The following is a 16,448-nucleotide window of genomic DNA, read 5'->3' as shown; positions in this document are numbered from 1 at the left end:
GAGGAAAATCGTCCCCATGTACTCTGCTTAATGAAAAGGATAACAAATGAAAAAAGGACTCCTCATCGTCAACACTGGCGATGGCAAGGGAAAAAGTACGGCAGCCTTCGGAACCGTCCTGCGTGCCTGGGGGCGCGGATTTCGCATCTGCGTGGTGCAATTCATCAAGGCAGAAACGGGACAATGGGGTGAGATCAAAGCCGCCAAGAAACTCGGCATTGAATGGGTCACCACCGGCGATGGGTTTACATGGACGTCCAAAGACATGGATGAGACCATTGCGCGGGCACGTCATGGCTGGGAGATCGCCAAAGAAAAGATCGCTAGCGGCAATTACGACCTGATCGTGCTGGACGAATTTACCTACACCCTCACCTATCAATGGCTCAACACGACCGAAGTGCTGGATTGGCTGAGCCTCCATCGACCTGCAAATTTGCATCTCATTATCACCGGCAGGTCTGCCCCTGAAGCCTTGACCCAACAAGCCGACCTCGTTACAGAAATGACGCTCATCAAACATCCATACGAGCAAGGCATTGTGGCACAGGCAGGCATCGAATTTTGATTTTTACATATCACAGAACAAGTCTTATGTGATATGTAAGGGACTATCATGACCATCACCGAAACCATCAGATGTATCCAACCACTCGATCAAACCGCAATGGACGCGGCACGCCAACGGCAAAGTCAACTCACCAAACCAGCAGGCAGTTTAGGTCGGCTGGAAGAACTTTCGATCCAACTGGCGGGGATCCAGCGTAAACCATTCCCTTCGATCAATAACAGGGTCATCGTTATCATGGCAGGGGATCACGGTGTTGCAGCTGAGGGTGTTAGCGCATACCCTCAGGAAGTAACGCCGCAAATGGTCTTGAACTTTTTGCATGGCGGTGCAGCGATCAACGTGTTGGCACGTCATACAGGGGCACGTGTAGTTGTAGTTGATATGGGCGTTGCCGGTGAAATAAATTCGCCTAAAGAATGAAGCCCCGCTTCTGCATCGGCGGAGAGTCGGCTTGGGGACGATGAATCTGGCAAAAGGTGCAGCCATGAGCCGTCAACAGGCAGAAGAAACCATTCAGAGCGGGATCGAAATCGCATTGGATGAAATATCAAATGGTGCGGATATCCTCGGTACAGGCGATATGGGGATCGGCAACACAACACCTTCTGCAGCGATCGCCGCCTGCATTTTAGGACGCTCCCCAGAAGATATTGTTGGGCATGGCACTGGCGTGGATCAAACCGGGCTGATACGCAAGATCCATGCGGTGAAGCGTGGGTTAAAAGTAAATAAACCCAGCCTCGAAGACGGTGTGGATATTCTTGCCAAAGTAGGCGGCTTTGAAATTGGCGGGTTGGCAGGTGTGATGCTCGGCGCAGCATCAAAGCATGTACCGGTGATGGTGGATGGTTTTATTTCCACAGCGGCGGCAATGATCGCAGTAATGGTCGCACCACAATGCAGACCTTATTTAATTTCAGCACACCGCTCAAAGGAAAAGGGACATACCCTCATGCTTGAATGGCTTGGGCTGAAACCCTTGCTTGATCTGGACCTGCGTCTCGGCGAAGGCACCGGCGCAGTACTTGGCATTTCATTGGCAGAAGCAGCATGCAAAATATTAAACGAAATGGCAACCTTCGATGAAGCTGGCATAAGTGGAAAGGAGTGATATATCTTTGTGCGGAGTATGACCATTGTAACAATTCGCAGGACTGTTTCTCGTTATCACCCTCACAATGACACGAAATAATATGACCTCACTTATTGCCGCCTTTCAATTCCTTACCATCTTCCCCACGATCATCAAACGCATGTTCACCTCGCAAGAGATGGGACGTGCCGTAGGCTGGTTCCCGCTTGTGGGTGTCTTGCTTGGTTTTGCACTTTACGGGGTGAACCGTGCCGCCGCCTTGCTTTTCCCACAAACCGTCTCTGCCGCGCTGACCCTCTGCGCGTGGATCGCCTTCACACGCTTCTTCCATCTCGACGGTTTTATGGACACTCTCGATGGCTTATTCGGCGGCTGGACCCCGGAACGCCGTCTCGAGATCATGAAAGACTCACGCATGGGGGCATTTGGGACGATCGGCGGCATCCTTGTGCTGCTAACCCAATATGCGGCTCTTTCTTCAACTTTACACCTCTTCCCATCCATAATGCTTGCAACCACACTCGGACGCTGGGCATCTCCGCTTGTGATCTATGCCTTCCCTTACGCCCGTGAAGATGGGCTGGGCATTGAGATGAAACGGAACGTCACCTTCCGCGAGATCATCATCGCTACACTCATTGCAGGGATCACCTCCTGGTTGGTCCTTGGCTGGCTGGGATTCGCTTTCATGGTTGGTGCAGCGCTCATTGCCTATCTCACTGCCGCCTACACCATGCGACTTATCCCCGGGCTCACCGGCGACATTTATGGAACAGTCACCACCCTGGTTGAAATGCTTATCCTCGTCGCCTTTACTGCAAACTTCATCTGAAACTTGGAACCCACCCCTTGAAACTTTTTCTAACCCGCCACGGACAAACCGACTGGAACATTGCCCGCCGTTACCAAGGGCATAGTGATACAGCCTTGAATCAAGTTGGCATTCTGCAAACGGAACAACTTGCCGAACGACTATCATCTGAAACTATCCACGCCATTTATTCCAGCGACCTCACCCGCGCCATGACCACTGCCAAGTCTGTTGCTGCCTTCCATGGGATCGAACCTCATGCCGATATGCGTTGGCGCGAACTATCCTTCGGCGACTGGGAAGGCATGACCTATGAAGAAATGTCCGCGCACTCGCCAGAATTGTTTGCCGCCTGGATGAAAGACTCACTCAACATCTCCACCCCGAACGGTGAGACACATCACCAACTGGCAGAACGGGTAACGACTGCTCTTCACGAGATCAAAAAAAAACACGCAGATCAAACTGTTCTCATTGTCTCTCACAGTGGAGCGCTTCAAACACTTATTGCCGCCACCCTCGGCGTAGACTTGAGCCGCTATTGGCAATTCCGCGTGTCACAGGCTTCTTTATCAGAATTGAACGTATTCGAAGATGGGGCAATTATAAACCTCTTAAACGACATCTCGCATCTTGAGAGAGCAAAATGACAGCCAAGACCTTAATGATCCAGGGCAGCAGTTCCTCTGCAGGGAAAAGCCTGCTTGTCACTGCACTGTGCCGAATCTATGCGCGGCGTGGGATCAAGGTTGCCCCTTTCAAAGCGCAGAACATGTCTAACAATGCCGCGGTCTGTGCAGATGGCAGTGAGATCGGTCGAGCCCAAGCCTTGCAAGCCGTCGCAGCCAAACTCGCCCCCACTGTAGACATGAACCCCGTTCTGATAAAACCCGAAGCTGATTCTCGTTCACAGATCGTCCTTATGGGTCGTCCATGGAAAACTCTTGAAGCAAAAACCTATTACGAAAAAAAGCAGATCCTTTGGGAACATGTTACACAGTCCCTCGATCGCCTGCGCGCCGAACATGAACTCGTTATCATTGAAGGGGCAGGCAGTCCCGCTGAACTAAATTTGAGATATGGCGATATCGTTAATATGGCAGTGGCGCAATATGCCAAATCTCCAGTGCTGCTTATCGGCGACATAGACCGCGGCGGGATATTCGCACAATTGCTCGGCACACTTTGGCTTCTCGAGCCCGATGAACGCGCCTTGATACGCGGCTTCGTAGTCAATAAATTCCGCGGCGATCTATCTCTCTTTGAAGATGGCATTCAGATCATCGAACAAAAAGGAGGAATTCCCGTGCTGGGAGTCGTCCCCTACCTAAAAGGACTCTCCCTTCCCGACGAAGATGCCGTCTCTGTAGAAGCCGCTTCTCTCGCCGCCCAGCCTGCTTCCCCAGCCCAAACAGATATCGCCATTTTGGCTTTGCCCCGCATTGCCAACTTCGACGATTTCGACGCCCTGCGAGCCGAGCCTGGCGTCCACATCCGTCATGTAGACTCGGCGAGTCAGCTTGGGACGCCGCATGCCATTATCATCCCGGGCACAAAAAGCACCATGGCAGACCTGAACTGGCTGCGTCAAACCGGGCTGGCAGACGCGATCATCCGCTTTGCAAAACAAGGCGGGGCTGTCGTTGGAATTTGCGGTGGGTATCAAATGCTTGGGCAAAGCATTCATGATCCACTGCATGTCGAATCGCATGACGATTCAATGCATGGGCTGGAGCTTCTTCCGCTTGTTACAACCTTCGCCGAAAAGAAAGCCACCCACCAGGTTGATGCGCGTATCTTAGGTTTTTCAACACTTGCTGGCGAAACCATCACAGGGTACGAGATCCATGCAGGCGAGACTCACAGTAAAACTCAATGGTTGGAAATATTCCATCGAAACGGCGAACAGGTCAGCGTTAAAGATGGAGCCGTTTCACCCAATGGAAAAGTTTGGGGTTGCTATCTTCATGGCTTATTCCAAAACGATAATTTTCGGCACGCCTGGCTCAAAAGCCTCGGCTGGCAGGGAGAAGCTTCTTCACAATCTGTGCGTTTCGAAGAATCGCTGGAAGCGCTGGCAGATGCAGTGGAAAGTGCATTGAACATGCCGCTGTTGGAGAAGATCATATGGGAAAGATAACCCTAATTCTTGGCGGCGCGCGCAGCGGAAAATCCTCCTATGCGTTAAAACTAGCCGAAGAATCAAAGAAGCCGGTCACATTCATTGCTACAGCGCAGGCGTACGATGATGAAATGACCACAAGGATTCAAAAACACAAAACCGAGCGCCCCGCATATTGGGAGACGCTCGAACTTCCGCTCAACATCACACCAAGCGTTTCGCAGATAAAATCAGATGTGGTCATTCTCGATTGCGTCACACTTTGGGTGACAAACCTATTAATGCAATTCGTTAAAGATGATTTTGCAGATGAAGCCCTATTCATGAAAACGACCCAAACCGAGACAGAAGCATTGCTGGAAGCCATTCAAACGTCGCAGCAAGAATGGCTGATCGTTTCAAACGAGGTGGGCTTGGGGCTTGTCCCGCCCTACCAAATGGGACGGGTATATCGCGATGGGTTGGGCTGGGCAAATCAACGCCTCGCACAAGCCGCGGATAAAGTTATTTTGATGGTGGCTGGCATTCCAATGCCGGTCAAAGGATAGGAAGCATATGAGCGTGAGCATTCGCAAACTAAGTACCGGTGAAACGTCACTGGCAAAACAATTCGATCGAAAATCCATTGTGAGATCCAGACTCGTTCTCAATATCGAAAACGAAAAGCTCGTTTACAGCATCGCCCCTGTCGAACCACCCTATGAACGCGAAGTCCAGCTTGAAGATTCGGACTATGGGTTTTCAGAAATCCCACCCACCGTTTTCATTGCAGAAGTGGACGGCAAACTCGCCGGACGCATCCGCTTGCTCAAATGGTGGAATCAGTTCGGTTACGTGGAAGACCTCGTCGTCAACCCTGAATTTCGCGGTCTTAAGATAGGGCGCGCCTTGCTTGAACACGGCATTCAATGGGCACGCGAAAATGAATTTCCCGGTGTAATGCTCGAAACACAGGATGATAATGTCTCAGCTTGTACACTATATGCGTCCTGCGGTTTCGTGTTAAGCGGCTTCGACCATAACGTATACAAAGCCATCAACCCCAACAAAAAAGAAACTGCATTATATTGGTATTTGATCTTTTAATTTATTGCAAAGGCGGCAAAATCACCCGCTCTGCGAGATACCCCCATGCTAAAAATCCAAAACCTCTCTGCCTCATATCACGGACATCAAGTTCTGCATGACGTCTCTTTTGAAGTCCATCACGGTGAAGTGCTCGCACTCATTGGACCGAACGGCGCAGGCAAATCCACCATCATCCGGGCTGTGAGTGGCGTCATCCCATCCACAGGGTCGGTACACACGAATGGCAACGACTTCCACGCACTCGACCCGATGCAGCGCGCCAGGTATGTTGCTGTCGTACCACAGGCGATATCCCTGCCGCCCGCCTTTAGCGTTTGGGAAACGGTTTTGATGGGGCGCACACCGTACCTTGGCTTTCTCGGAAACGCCTCTGCCCACGACGAAGAGTTGACTCGTCAAGCCCTGAGCCGTGTCAACGCCTTGAGCTTTACAGACAGGCGGGTAAGCGAACTCTCCGGCGGTGAAGCTCAGCGCATTTTACTCGCTCGCGCCTTATGTCAATCCACGCCGATCTTGTTGCTTGACGAGCCGACCTCCCATTTGGATCTGCAATATCAAGTCAGTTTATTAGAGTTGATCCGCGATCTGGCACACAAAGAAAAGCTTGCCGTTCTGATCGCCCTGCATGATCTAAATCTAGCCGCCCGCTATGCAGACCGCGTTGCTTTATTGGTTGGCGGAAAACTGGACGCCGTCGGTACACCCCGTGCTGTGCTTACCCCCGAAAAAATTTCCAATGCCTATTGTTTGCCCGTGCAAGTTGTAGAACACCCCTTTGAAGATTCCCCGCTTGTGCTGCCAGGAATTGCTCAAAAATAAGCAGACCATCGACCGTGGTCGATGGTCTGCGGTCTGCTTTTACCTCACAAAATAAATGATCGCCACGATCACACCGATCGTTACCACCGTCCACCGCAGTGTGGATGGTTTGATCTTGCCAGCCAGTCGTCCGCCTAAATTCCCGCCGACCAACGCCCCTATCGCCATCACTAATGCGATCGACCAGATCACATGCCCGGAAAATATGAAGAACACCGCCGCTGCCACATTAACCGCAAACCCAACTGCCTGTTTGAGCGCGTTCAACCGGGTAAGCGTGTCTTCCAGGGTTAAGCCGAGAGCCGAGAGCACGATCACACTCAAGCCCGCACCAAAGTATCCGCCGTAGATCGAGGCGAGCCCAACTGGCAGCCAGGACATTTGCTCCAGCTTTGCTCCCTGCCCCTCTGCCATCCGTTTTGTGAGCCAGGCACGAACCGGGTCTTGAATGGCAAGCAGCACACATGCCAAAAGGATCAAATACGGCACTAGTTCGGTAAACAATTTTTCGCCAGTGCGCAGGAGTAAAAATCCGCCCAGAATGCCGCCCACTGCACTGGCAGGCAGCAGCAACCACAAGCGTTTGGTTTGATCGCGCAGGTCTTTCATCTGAGCCAATGTCCCGCCAAAATAACCGGGACAAAGCGCGACCGTATTGGTCACATTAGCAACGACAGCGGGCACGCCAAGAAAGGTCAACATGGGGAAGGTGATGAGCGTCCCGCCGCCAGCGAGGGCATTGATGGCGCCTGCTGCAAGGGCTGCCAAAGCAGCCAAAAGATATTGAAGAGGTGTAAGAGACATGGAATGATGTTTTCCTTGGAATTGATTATAAACCTCACACCGTCCACTAAAAATGTACGCCTTCGATAGTATGGTATAGTGTGCCAACCACATCCCCACGCCAGACCGCGGAACTCAAATAACACATGCCCGACACACACACATCATCTTCCCCCAAGCAAAACAAATTCAATGAACACATAGCCGTTTCGGTCCTGCTCGTTGGCACATTGATCTCCGTTTTTTGGTCACTTTATTTTGCAAGAATAACAATATCAACCCCTTACCAGATCGGCTTTCGTGAGGGTGCGCCGCAAGTATTAACATCCATGCTCATTCATGGAGAGAATCCTTATATATTTGAGAACCACCCACTTGCCTTCAACAATTACAGCATTGCATACAGCACGGCAGTGCTGCCGTTCGCGCTTCTTTTCGGAAACACCTTGCACATCCATCGCTGGGTGACCTTCATTTTCATTTTGTTATCCACAACGTTTGGCTTTTGGGTGGTCTTCAGCCGGGGGCGCAAGTTTCCCGCCGCTCTGGCTTGCAGCGCCTTTATCATCATCGGTTTTATCGGGCGCGGCGGCATCGGGTCTGCACCGACAACGATGGGGACATTCCTATTTCTCACTGCAATATTCATCCCGTATCTACGCTCATTTGATAAACCCAGCATGACGCTCAGCATGGTACTTGCCTTGCTGGCATTCCACACAAAAGCCTATTTCGTGCTCTCCATGGGGCTGGTCCTATCCTATGTGTTCCTGTTCGTCTCCAAGAAAAAAGCGCTTGCGTATTTCCTGCTTTTCCTCGCCTTATTTGTGATCGCGTTCGGGGTCATTCGCTCCGTCTACCCACTTTATTTCACCGATGTCCTTCGAGGCAATGTATCAAACACATTCCGCGAATTGGATCACTTAACCTCTCAACTAAAGTGGCTTTCGATCTATTTTGCGCCGATCTTGCTATTGACCATCCTGTCTTTTTGGAACGGCAGCCGAAATATCTCCCCGCAAAACAACCTCACAAAAAGGGCGTCGTTCGATATCTCTGCATGGGATACGCCGTTGCTCACCTTTTCCTTTGATTATTACTTATATATTTTCATCCTGTGCTTATTGACGTTCGTTCTCGTGTTGGGCTCACATGTTGGCAACTATCTCAGTTACGCGTATGAATTGGTGGTGCCAACCTTCCTATTTTGGTTCTTCGTTAATTTTGAGAAGCAGAAAGCAGCGCCCATCCTCTCCGCGGGGTTGGTGCTTGCCAACCTTTTTTATTGGCAATACAACACGATCAGTCCGCAAATGCTGGCAGAGAAAAATTCCGTTGAATGGGAAAAATTATTCTCCTACCTGAAACCTTCCATGCGTGTTTTGAACTCCCCCACCATCACCTCGAGGCTGATCGAACTTGGCATCAAGCCGGTCGATTCGGGGCAAACGGACTACTACTACACCATGAAGCCCTATCCAGATAATCTTCTGCTAGGTCCATCTTTTGAAGATTTTTACAACGACGGGCAGGAATACACAAAATCCATTAATGACGCCATCGCAAAACAGGAATATGACCTGATCGTTACCTCCAAGGATGTGGAAGTTTTCTACGACCTGAATTTGATCGCTGAAAACTACGTGATGACCGACGAACTCATTTTATACATGGATCAGACCGAACAAAAATGGGTGGTGCAGGTCTGGGAACCGAAGTAAACTGCGCCGCAACATCGGCGCTTGACTGGCTTTGTATGAAACTGTATAATCCCAGTCCTTGGAAGTAGTACGTGCAAGGTTCCCTGATAGAGAAGGATGTGCTAGGTGGAAGCGTCCGCAGGCAAACAGCACCGAAGTCGTCTGAGTGGATCTGCCGAAGAAATCTGTTCGAGAGTAGACCGGCACGGGGTTGCCCGTTACAGCAAAGGCTGATGGTTGTCAGCTAGTGAGTGTCCCGCCCATGCGGGAAACCGAGGTGGTACCGCGGAGCCTGCGCTTCGTCCTCAGAATGGACGAGGCGTTTTTATTTAAGGGGAATCGGGATATGGGAATTGGGCTTTGTGTTTTGCAAGCTGCCTTTCCAATTCCCGAATCCCGAGTTACGAATACCGATTGACCAAGGAGCAAGAATGACCAAAGAATTACCCAAAGCCTACGACTTCAAAGATACCGAATCACGCATCTATGCCATGTGGGAAGCGGGCAAATATTTCAAACCGCACAATGACCCGAATCAACCTGATTTTGATCCGAACGTCAAACCGTTCGTCATCTCCATCCCGCCGCCGAACGTGACTGGTGAATTACACCTCGGCCATGCCATGTTCGTCAGCGTGGAAGATCTGATGATCCGTTATCACCGCATGAAAGGTTTTTCCACGCTTTGGGTTCCCGGCACGGACCATGCGGGTATTGCCACGCAGTTAATGGTGGAACGAGAACTCATCAAAGAAGGTACCAATCGAGAAGCGATTGGGCGCGAAAAATTCCTTGACCGCACCTGGGAATGGAAGCGAAAATACGCCGGTCAGATCACCGGTCAGATTCGCCGCCTCGGCGCCTCTTGCGACTGGGACCGCGAACGCTTCACCATGGACGAGGGTCTCAGCCGGGCAGTGCGTGAAGCCTTCGTGCGACTGTATGAGAAGGGCATGATCTATCGCGGACCGCGTCTCATCAACTGGTCGCCTGGACTTAAGACCGCCGTGTCTGACCTCGAAGTGGAATACTCCGAGGAAGATGCCACGTTGTATTACTTCAAATACAAACTAAAAGATTCTGACGACTTCATTCCCGTAGCGACCATCCGCCCTGAAACGATCTTGGGCGATACGGCTGTGGCTGTCCACCCGGAAGATGAACGCTTCAAAAAATTCATTGGCAAGACCGCCGTCGTGCCCATGCTCGGACGTGAGATCCCCATCATCGGAGATGAATACGTCAGCATGGAATTCGGAACCGGCGCATTGAAGATCACACCCGCGCATGACCCGAACGACTATGCCATCGCGCAAAAACACAACCTACCCATGATCTCCATGTTGGATAAAGAAGCCAAGGTGAACGAGAATGGCGGAAAATATTCCGGCTTGGATCGCTTCGAGGCGCGCAAACAACTCTGGGCGGATATGAAAGAGGCGGGGCTGGTCATCAAGACCGAACCCTACCGCACCACCATCCCCCGCTCACAGCGGGGCGGTGAAATTGTCGAGCCGATGATCTCGGAACAGTGGTTCGTGAAAATCGAGTCGATGGCGAATGCCGGGTTGGATGCCGTGAAAGATGGTCGCATCAAGATCGTGCCTGAGCGTTTTGAGAAGACCTACTTCAACTGGCTCGACAACATCAAAGATTGGTGTATCAGCCGCCAGTTGTGGTGGGGACATCGCATTCCGGTTTGGTATTGCCCCGATGGGCACATGACCGTGGCGCGCGAAGACCCAACCCAATGCGCCACCTGCGGCTCGAAAGACATTCATCAAGACGATGATGTGCTTGATACTTGGTTCTCGTCTGGCTTGTGGCCCTTCTCCACGCTTGGCTGGCCCGACGAAACACCCGACCTCAAATACTTCTACCCCACTTCCTACATGGAAACCGGTTACGACATCTTGTTCTTCTGGGTGGCGCGCATGATCATGAGCGGACTTGAATACACCGGCGTTTCTCCCTTCCACACCGTGTATCTGCATGGTCTCATCCGCGACGAACACGGGCAGAAAATGTCGAAAACCAAAGGCAACGTGATCGACCCGTTAACCGTGATGGATGAACTCGGTACCGATGCGCTTCGCTTCACACTCTTCGTGGGTGCCACGCCCGGCAACGACATGAATCTTTCGGTGAAGAAAGTGGAAGCAAATCGCAACTTTGCCAACAAGATCTGGAATGCCGGACGTTTCGTGATCAACGCGATCAATTCGCTTCAACCCGGTGCCGAGCCTGGTGACTACACCCTGGCCGACTCTTGGATCTGGGCTCGTCTGCAAACTCTCATCAATGACGTGGAGCGCCAGTTCCAGAATTTCCAATACGGGCAAGCTGGTCAACAGATCTATGACTTCATCTGGGCAGACTTTGCCGACTGGTATGTGGAAATTGCCAAACAAGAATTAGCCGAAGGCGGCTCACGCGCCGCGCGTGCTGCAGATACGCTTGTGCGTGTGTTCGACATGGCGCTGCGTCTTTTGCACCCTTTCACTCCCTTTGTGACCGAAGAGATCTGGGGGCACTTACGCGATGCCTTGCAAGAATCTCCGCTCAAGGATGTATGCAAAGACTGGCCTAATGCGCTTATCATCGCCCAATATCCTGAGCCACGCACCCCCGAAGGCTGGGAAGCGAAAGCACTTGAAGACTTTGAACTGATCCAGGAGATCGTGCGCTCGATCCGTAACCTGCGCGCAGAGAAAAATGTCGCCCCATCCAAAAAGATCGCTGCATTTATTTCTGCCGGAGCCAAAGCAGACTTGTTGAATGAGCAATCCAAAGTGATCGCATCTCTCGCCGGTCTCGACCATTCACAACTCGCGATCCACTCGTCGCTAAAAGACAAGCCCGCCGATGCTGCCGCTCTCGTGGTTGGCTCGGTGGAAATCTACCTGCCGCTCGCAGGCATGGTGGACCTTGCCAGTGAAAAGACCCGCCTTGAAAAAGAACTCAAGGAAGCCGAGTCTCACATTCAGCGTTTGGAAAATCTGCTCGGCGGCGACTTCGCCAACAAAGCTCCAGCCGCGCTCATCCAAAAAGAACGCGACAAGTTAGCCGCGTACAAAGATACTGCCGAAAAGATCAAGGCGCAATTGAAGTAAATTGTTGTAGGGGCGACTCGCGAGTCGCCCCTACAATTCTTAACGATCCAACTGTCGAATGGATTTCGATAACAACCCGCCAAACCCCAACAAGCCGCCGAAAAACGCAGTAAATAGGAACATGGATGACATCCCCGCGCCGGGACCTGTGCCAACCAACAAACCAAAAGAGTGTTGAACCCATACATAATTCAACATGGCGGGTTCAAAGAGGTTGTCGGCTAATAAACCACCTAACAAATAACCAATGGGTTGACTTCCGATCTGGATCATTTCGCGTGTAGAAAAGACCCTGCCCTGAATTTGATTCGGGACCAGTTCCTGCCACAAGGCAAAATATGGACTAACGATCAACGGAATGGTCACCTCTGCCAAAAAGCCCGCCACTGACCAGCCGACAACCGTGTCACTCATAGCCATGCTTACATCACATATCAAGAATGAGAGTCCCGTGGCAATGAGATACATCCGCGCCTTCTTTTGCGGATTCTTCCATACAATGATCCACACTCCTCCCAAAATACCGCCAACCCCCATTGCCAGGCGGACGATGCCCAATGCAGTTTCGTCTCCCCCACTGCGCGTGAGAATCATGGGTGAGAGGATGGCAAAGTAGGTCAGGGTTGCGAACAAATTGACCAAGAAAAAGGATAAGGTCAAATTTCGCAACCCGGCATTCTTGAAAATGTAGTCCAAGCCAAAACGTAATTCACCCCAGAAATTTTCTGAAGGCTTTACTTCAGATTGTACGGTTGGAATATGGATAATAAACAATCCATACAAAGCCAGCGCCATTGTGAACAGGTCAATCCCAAGGACGACATTTAGCCCAACCGTTTGTTGAAACAACCCGGCAAAGACAGGTGCAAACATCCGCGCCATTGATCTGCCCAAGCCAAGCGACCCATTCGCGCGGGTATAGTCATCTTTGGGGACCACCAAACTCACAGTGGAATTGAAAGCCGGTTCTTGAAATGCCTCGAAGATGCCTGCCAAGCCAATGGTCAAGTACAAATGCCAGAGATGCAAAGACCCGGTCAGGTTTGTAAACAACAGAAAAACCGTAGTCAGACCCGCGCTTAAGTCCGCAAAGAACATGATGCGTTTACGCGACCAGCGATCCACAAGCACACCCGCGAACGGACTGGCAGCGATATAGGTAACGCAATTGAAAAATCCCAGCATAGCAAGCGCCGTGGCAGACTGGGTCTGTTCGTATGCCCAGATCATCACCGCAAAACGGGTCATGCCGGTGCCCAACAAAGAGATCGATTGACCGAATAATAGAACGTAAAACGTTTGAAGGTTTTTATTTTTGAAATTCATGTGAGTAGTGGTTAAAAAAGAAACCCGCGGGAACGAAATGCGCCCGCGGGAAAGGTCAGGGGAAATGCCCGGTATCAGCCAGATACCGTTAAACAGGCGCGCAAATAGGAGGCAGTCATCAGTCTGCTCATATTGATCACCTGTGACATGAAAATGTGTTGCATAAAATGCATTATATCACCAGCAAAAATAGAAGCCAAATCGTGTATATTTGATTTAACAACCCGATCTTTTGAATAAGAGTTTGTAAATAATTTGAGGTATCCATGAACAAATTATCAAACCCAATCAATTACACCATCCGCCGCACCGAACCTTCGGATGCCGAAGCCTATCAGCGCATCTTCTCCTGTCCCAAGGTCATTCGCGGGACACTGCAATTGCCATATCCCTCTGTGGAAACCTGGCAAAAACGCCTCACCGAAGTCCCTGATGGGGTGTACAACCTGTGCGCTTGTGTGGAAAATGAAGTCGTTGGTCAATTGGGGTTGCACACTTTCCCACATAGACCGCGCCGCAGACACGTGGGACAGATCGGCATGGCGATCCATGATGACTGGCAGGGAAAAGGAGTCGGCTCCGCGCTCATGGCAGCTGCCATTGATCTCGCTGATAACTGGCTCAACCTCACCCGCCTTGAGCTTGAGGTTTATACTGATAACGAACCAGCCATCGCCTTGTATAAAAAATTCGGCTTTATCATCGAAGGGACTCATATCCGCTTTGGTTATCGCGATGGTCAATACGTGGATGTATACGCAATGGCGCGCCTGCGTTAGACCATGACCCCGGTATGATTTACGAAAAGGAGATTTTCTCCTACCATATCCATATCTTTAACTCAGGAGAAATCTCATGCAAACCCCAACCCAGTACGCCCCCTGCCCACAATGCAAACAATCCAATGCCAAGCCTGTCACCTATACCTGGTGGGGCGGCGCGATCGGACCGCGAATGATGAGCCATGTCAAATGCCAGAATTGCAACACGCAATACAACGGCAAGACGGGCAAATCCAACACCCAAAGCATCATCATCTATAACCTTGTCGTTTTTGTGCTCGCTTTCTGTGTTTGTGGCGGGTTGGCTGCAGTGAACGTCTTACTCCAAAATCAATAAACGACGTTCACAAAACTCAAAAGAGGGTACGGATGCAACAGTCATCCGTACCCTCTTTTGTTGTTATACTCCTTGTAGAAAGAAGGTCCTCATGCTCCCACGCGTCTCCTACGAATCACTCCATTTTCACATCCCCGCCGCCACAGTAAACAAGATCGCCGCATGGATCCTGCTTTCAGACGACGCCTACATGCAGAGTGAGATCAACAAACACGGCGTCACGACCGCGATCAAGTATCAGGGCAAGGTCGGGTTTCACAGACTTAACGAAGTGCCCAAACAAACCGGAATGGCAACTCCTTATTACGGCACCATTGGCGGCGTGTATAACTTCATTTTCAATGTACAAGAAGATGACACCACACTGCGCATCAGGCACTCGCTGGGAAATCAGTTTAAGCTCAAGCCGTATGAAACGGCACTGGGCACACACATCCAGTTCGAAGAACATAGTGAAGCGTCCAACCGCTGGTTCAGCAATCGTCTCGAAACGATCATCGAAGAACACGAAAAAGACTTCCGCTTTTACATCGACGGCGAGATCTATGCCAACCTGCTTGCCATTGGCTGGCAAAAAGAACGGATTCAGGAATATCAATACAAATTTATTCCCACCACGGTCGGCTGCCGCATCATCATCCGCCACATCGCCAGCACTCGCACCTTTGACCTCACTGAGAACATCGATTGGTAATGATATAATCAGCGTATAACTTAATTAACCTTCGGGGCAGGGTGCAATTCCCGATCGGTGGTATAGCCCACGAGCCTGTTTAGGTACATCGCTTTCCTTGTTGGGAAAACGGGCATGATCCGGCGTAACTCCGGAGCCGACAGTATAGTCTGGATAGAAGAAGGTAAAGAGCACAGATCCGTATGGGATTTTGTGTGGATTCGCGCCCCGAAAACGATCGTTGTTTTCGGGAATTTTATTTAACGCATCCACACGCCTCATACCTGGATCGTTGCTTGTTTTCGCGCCCCGGAGTTTTACCTACTCTGAGGCGTTTTTGTTTAAGACCAGACAGGTTTTCGAAAATCTGCCTGGTTTGAGAATAAACTTTATGAAACCAAAAATACTGCACACCTTTTCACGCTGGTTCTCGCTCGCTTCCATTCTGCTTGCGATCCCATTATGGGCGCTCATTGTCCGTATCAGCGGACTCCCCAAATTCATCCTGCCCTCCCCTGCAGATGTGTGGATGCGTTTCCTCAAGGCTTTGTTCGATGGCAGTTTGCTTTATCACACGGGCATCACTTTGATAGAGATCCTGCTCGGGCTGCTGGTCGGTGTTTGTTTTGCCACCATCGTTGGGTATGCCCTTGCCAAATCACGCGCATTGGAACAGATCCTTTCGCCGTACCTCGTGGCGAGCCAAGCGATCCCCGTTGTGGCAATTGCGCCGCTGCTCGTCATCTGGCTGGGAGATGGCATCTTCGCAAAGGTAGTCATTTGCGCGTTGATCGTATTCTTCCCTGTATTGGTCAATACCATCGTGGGGGTACGGGCTGTATCAACCTCGCTCTACGATCTGATGAACTCCCTGCACGCCACCCGTTCGCAGATTTTATGGAAGCTCGAACTGCCTGCATCGTTACCCGTTCTCCTCGGCGGGCTGCGTATCGGCGCGACCCTTTCGGTGATCGGCGCCATCGTTGGTGAGTTGGTGGATGCGCAGGAAGGGCTTGGCTTTTTACTGCAACTCGGCGATTTTCAATATGACACATCCATGGTGTTTGTGGCGGTATTCATGTTGGTTGCGCTGGCACTGGGCTTGTACGGCATAGTGACCTTGCTGGAAAAACGTTTCTTAAAATGGCAACAGAAGTAGACCGTGATCCTAACACGGCACTTGCACAAAACTCGTCACTCAAAAAGCGTGACTTGCAAATTCAAAGGAG

Annotated in this window: 15 protein-coding genes, 1 pseudogene and 1 riboswitch; of the genes and pseudogenes, 14 read left to right on the top strand and 2 right to left on the bottom strand. The window is 50.9% G+C overall.

The window, feature by feature from the left end; genetic code table 11:
* The first annotated feature begins 46 nt into the window (after positions 1 to 46).
* From cobO to IPG80_RS08895, 8 genes and pseudogenes are all read left to right on the top strand, one after another.
* Entirely contained in the window at positions 47 to 568 is a 522-nt protein-coding gene (gene cobO, locus IPG80_RS08930; RefSeq protein ID WP_345105409.1) for a cob(I)yrinic acid a,c-diamide adenosyltransferase, read from the top strand.
* A 48-nt stretch (positions 569 to 616) separates the two neighbouring features.
* Positions 617 to 1,682 (top strand): annotated as a pseudogene (gene cobT, locus IPG80_RS08925) (nicotinate-nucleotide--dimethylbenzimidazole phosphoribosyltransferase).
* Between the two features lie 82 nt (positions 1,683 to 1,764).
* Entirely contained in the window at positions 1,765 to 2,496 is a 732-nt protein-coding gene (gene cobS / locus IPG80_RS08920; protein ID WP_345105406.1) for an adenosylcobinamide-GDP ribazoletransferase, read from the top strand.
* A 17-nt stretch (positions 2,497 to 2,513) separates the two neighbouring features.
* Positions 2,514 to 3,125 carry an alpha-ribazole phosphatase gene (gene cobC, locus IPG80_RS08915; protein ID WP_345105403.1) on the top strand — a complete coding sequence of 204 codons (612 nt, stop codon included), beginning with the start codon at positions 2,514 to 2,516 and terminating at the stop codon, positions 3,123 to 3,125.
* Positions 3,122 to 4,615 (top strand): cobyric acid synthase, encoded by a 1,494-nt coding sequence (locus tag IPG80_RS08910; RefSeq protein ID WP_345105401.1) that lies wholly within the window; start codon positions 3,122 to 3,124, stop codon positions 4,613 to 4,615. Before cobC ends, IPG80_RS08910 begins: the two co-directional genes overlap by 4 nt.
* Positions 4,603 to 5,145 (top strand): bifunctional adenosylcobinamide kinase/adenosylcobinamide-phosphate guanylyltransferase, encoded by a 543-nt coding sequence (gene cobU, locus IPG80_RS08905; protein WP_345105398.1) that lies wholly within the window; start codon positions 4,603 to 4,605, stop codon positions 5,143 to 5,145. The genes IPG80_RS08910 and cobU overlap by 13 nt, the downstream gene beginning before the upstream one ends.
* Positions 5,146 to 5,152: 7 nt before the next feature.
* Complete coding sequence (locus IPG80_RS08900) at positions 5,153 to 5,683, top strand: GNAT family N-acetyltransferase (RefSeq protein WP_345105395.1); 531 nt, start codon at positions 5,153 to 5,155, stop codon at positions 5,681 to 5,683.
* A 45-nt stretch (positions 5,684 to 5,728) separates the two neighbouring features.
* Positions 5,729 to 6,505 (top strand): heme ABC transporter ATP-binding protein, encoded by a 777-nt coding sequence (locus IPG80_RS08895; protein WP_345105392.1) that lies wholly within the window; start codon positions 5,729 to 5,731, stop codon positions 6,503 to 6,505.
* Between the two features lie 39 nt (positions 6,506 to 6,544).
* Here the strand turns inward: IPG80_RS08895 and IPG80_RS08890 are convergent, their stop codons facing one another.
* Positions 6,545 to 7,309: a sulfite exporter TauE/SafE family protein gene (locus IPG80_RS08890; RefSeq protein WP_345105390.1), complete on the bottom strand. Its 765-nt coding sequence runs from the start codon at positions 7,307 to 7,309 to the stop codon at positions 6,545 to 6,547.
* 125 nt (positions 7,310 to 7,434) lie between these two features.
* On the opposite strand from IPG80_RS08890, the gene IPG80_RS08885 reads away from it, so the two are divergent.
* Positions 7,435 to 9,009: a hypothetical protein gene (locus IPG80_RS08885; RefSeq protein ID WP_345105388.1), complete on the top strand. Its 1,575-nt coding sequence runs from the start codon at positions 7,435 to 7,437 to the stop codon at positions 9,007 to 9,009.
* 410 nt (positions 9,010 to 9,419) lie between these two features.
* The gene (locus tag IPG80_RS08880; protein WP_345105384.1) at positions 9,420 to 12,101 is read left to right on the top strand and encodes a valine--tRNA ligase; all 2,682 of its coding nucleotides are present in this window, start codon (positions 9,420 to 9,422) and stop codon (positions 12,099 to 12,101) included.
* A gap of 39 nt (positions 12,102 to 12,140) precedes the next feature.
* Here the strand turns inward: IPG80_RS08880 and IPG80_RS08875 are convergent, their stop codons facing one another.
* Complete coding sequence (locus IPG80_RS08875; protein WP_345105381.1) at positions 12,141 to 13,427, bottom strand: MFS transporter; 1,287 nt, start codon at positions 13,425 to 13,427, stop codon at positions 12,141 to 12,143.
* 287 nt (positions 13,428 to 13,714) lie between these two features.
* On the opposite strand from IPG80_RS08875, the gene IPG80_RS08870 reads away from it, so the two are divergent.
* From IPG80_RS08870 to IPG80_RS08855, 4 genes are all read left to right on the top strand, one after another.
* Positions 13,715 to 14,206 carry a GNAT family N-acetyltransferase gene (locus IPG80_RS08870; RefSeq protein WP_345105629.1) on the top strand — a complete coding sequence of 164 codons (492 nt, stop codon included), beginning with the start codon at positions 13,715 to 13,717 and terminating at the stop codon, positions 14,204 to 14,206.
* Positions 14,207 to 14,282: 76 nt separating this feature from the next.
* Positions 14,283 to 14,546, top strand: coding sequence for a hypothetical protein (locus IPG80_RS08865; RefSeq protein ID WP_345105378.1), 264 nt, complete (start codon positions 14,283 to 14,285; stop codon positions 14,544 to 14,546).
* A gap of 91 nt (positions 14,547 to 14,637) precedes the next feature.
* Positions 14,638 to 15,240 carry a hypothetical protein gene (locus tag IPG80_RS08860; RefSeq protein WP_345105376.1) on the top strand — a complete coding sequence of 201 codons (603 nt, stop codon included), beginning with the start codon at positions 14,638 to 14,640 and terminating at the stop codon, positions 15,238 to 15,240.
* Positions 15,241 to 15,263: 23 nt separating this feature from the next.
* Positions 15,264 to 15,409: riboswitch (FMN riboswitch) on the top strand.
* Between the two features lie 201 nt (positions 15,410 to 15,610).
* Entirely contained in the window at positions 15,611 to 16,378 is a 768-nt protein-coding gene (locus IPG80_RS08855; protein ID WP_345105373.1) for an ABC transporter permease, read from the top strand.
* Positions 16,379 to 16,448 lie beyond the last annotated feature (70 nt).

The organism is Candidatus Villigracilis vicinus, assembly GCF_016702885.1.
GTDB classification, from domain to species: Bacteria; Chloroflexota; Anaerolineae; order Anaerolineales; family Villigracilaceae; genus Villigracilis; species Villigracilis vicinus.
Note: the sequence above shows the minus strand (reverse complement) of the source record. Positions and strands in the feature narration are given on the sequence as shown.

Excerpts from the sequence above, each read along its gene's own strand:
- cobO (WP_345105409.1), top strand. The coding sequence starts at position 47 with ATGAAAAAAGGACTCCTCATCGTCAACACTGGCGATGGCAAGGGAAAA.
- cobS (WP_345105406.1), top strand. The coding sequence starts at position 1,765 with ATGACCTCACTTATTGCCGCCTTTCAATTCCTTACCATCTTCCCCACG.
- IPG80_RS08910 (WP_345105401.1), top strand. The coding sequence starts at position 3,122 with ATGACAGCCAAGACCTTAATGATCCAGGGCAGCAGTTCCTCTGCAGGG.
- cobU (WP_345105398.1), top strand. The coding sequence starts at position 4,603 with ATGGGAAAGATAACCCTAATTCTTGGCGGCGCGCGCAGCGGAAAATCC.
- IPG80_RS08900 (WP_345105395.1), top strand. The coding sequence starts at position 5,153 with ATGAGCGTGAGCATTCGCAAACTAAGTACCGGTGAAACGTCACTGGCA.
- IPG80_RS08895 (WP_345105392.1), top strand. The coding sequence starts at position 5,729 with ATGCTAAAAATCCAAAACCTCTCTGCCTCATATCACGGACATCAAGTT.
- IPG80_RS08890 (WP_345105390.1), bottom strand. The coding sequence starts at position 7,309 with ATGTCTCTTACACCTCTTCAATATCTTTTGGCTGCTTTGGCAGCCCTT.
- IPG80_RS08885 (WP_345105388.1), top strand. The coding sequence starts at position 7,435 with ATGCCCGACACACACACATCATCTTCCCCCAAGCAAAACAAATTCAAT.
- IPG80_RS08880 (WP_345105384.1), top strand. The coding sequence starts at position 9,420 with ATGACCAAAGAATTACCCAAAGCCTACGACTTCAAAGATACCGAATCA.
- IPG80_RS08875 (WP_345105381.1), bottom strand. The coding sequence starts at position 13,427 with ATGAATTTCAAAAATAAAAACCTTCAAACGTTTTACGTTCTATTATTC.
- IPG80_RS08865 (WP_345105378.1), top strand. The coding sequence starts at position 14,283 with ATGCAAACCCCAACCCAGTACGCCCCCTGCCCACAATGCAAACAATCC.
- IPG80_RS08860 (WP_345105376.1), top strand. The coding sequence starts at position 14,638 with ATGCTCCCACGCGTCTCCTACGAATCACTCCATTTTCACATCCCCGCC.
- IPG80_RS08855 (WP_345105373.1), top strand. The coding sequence starts at position 15,611 with ATGAAACCAAAAATACTGCACACCTTTTCACGCTGGTTCTCGCTCGCT.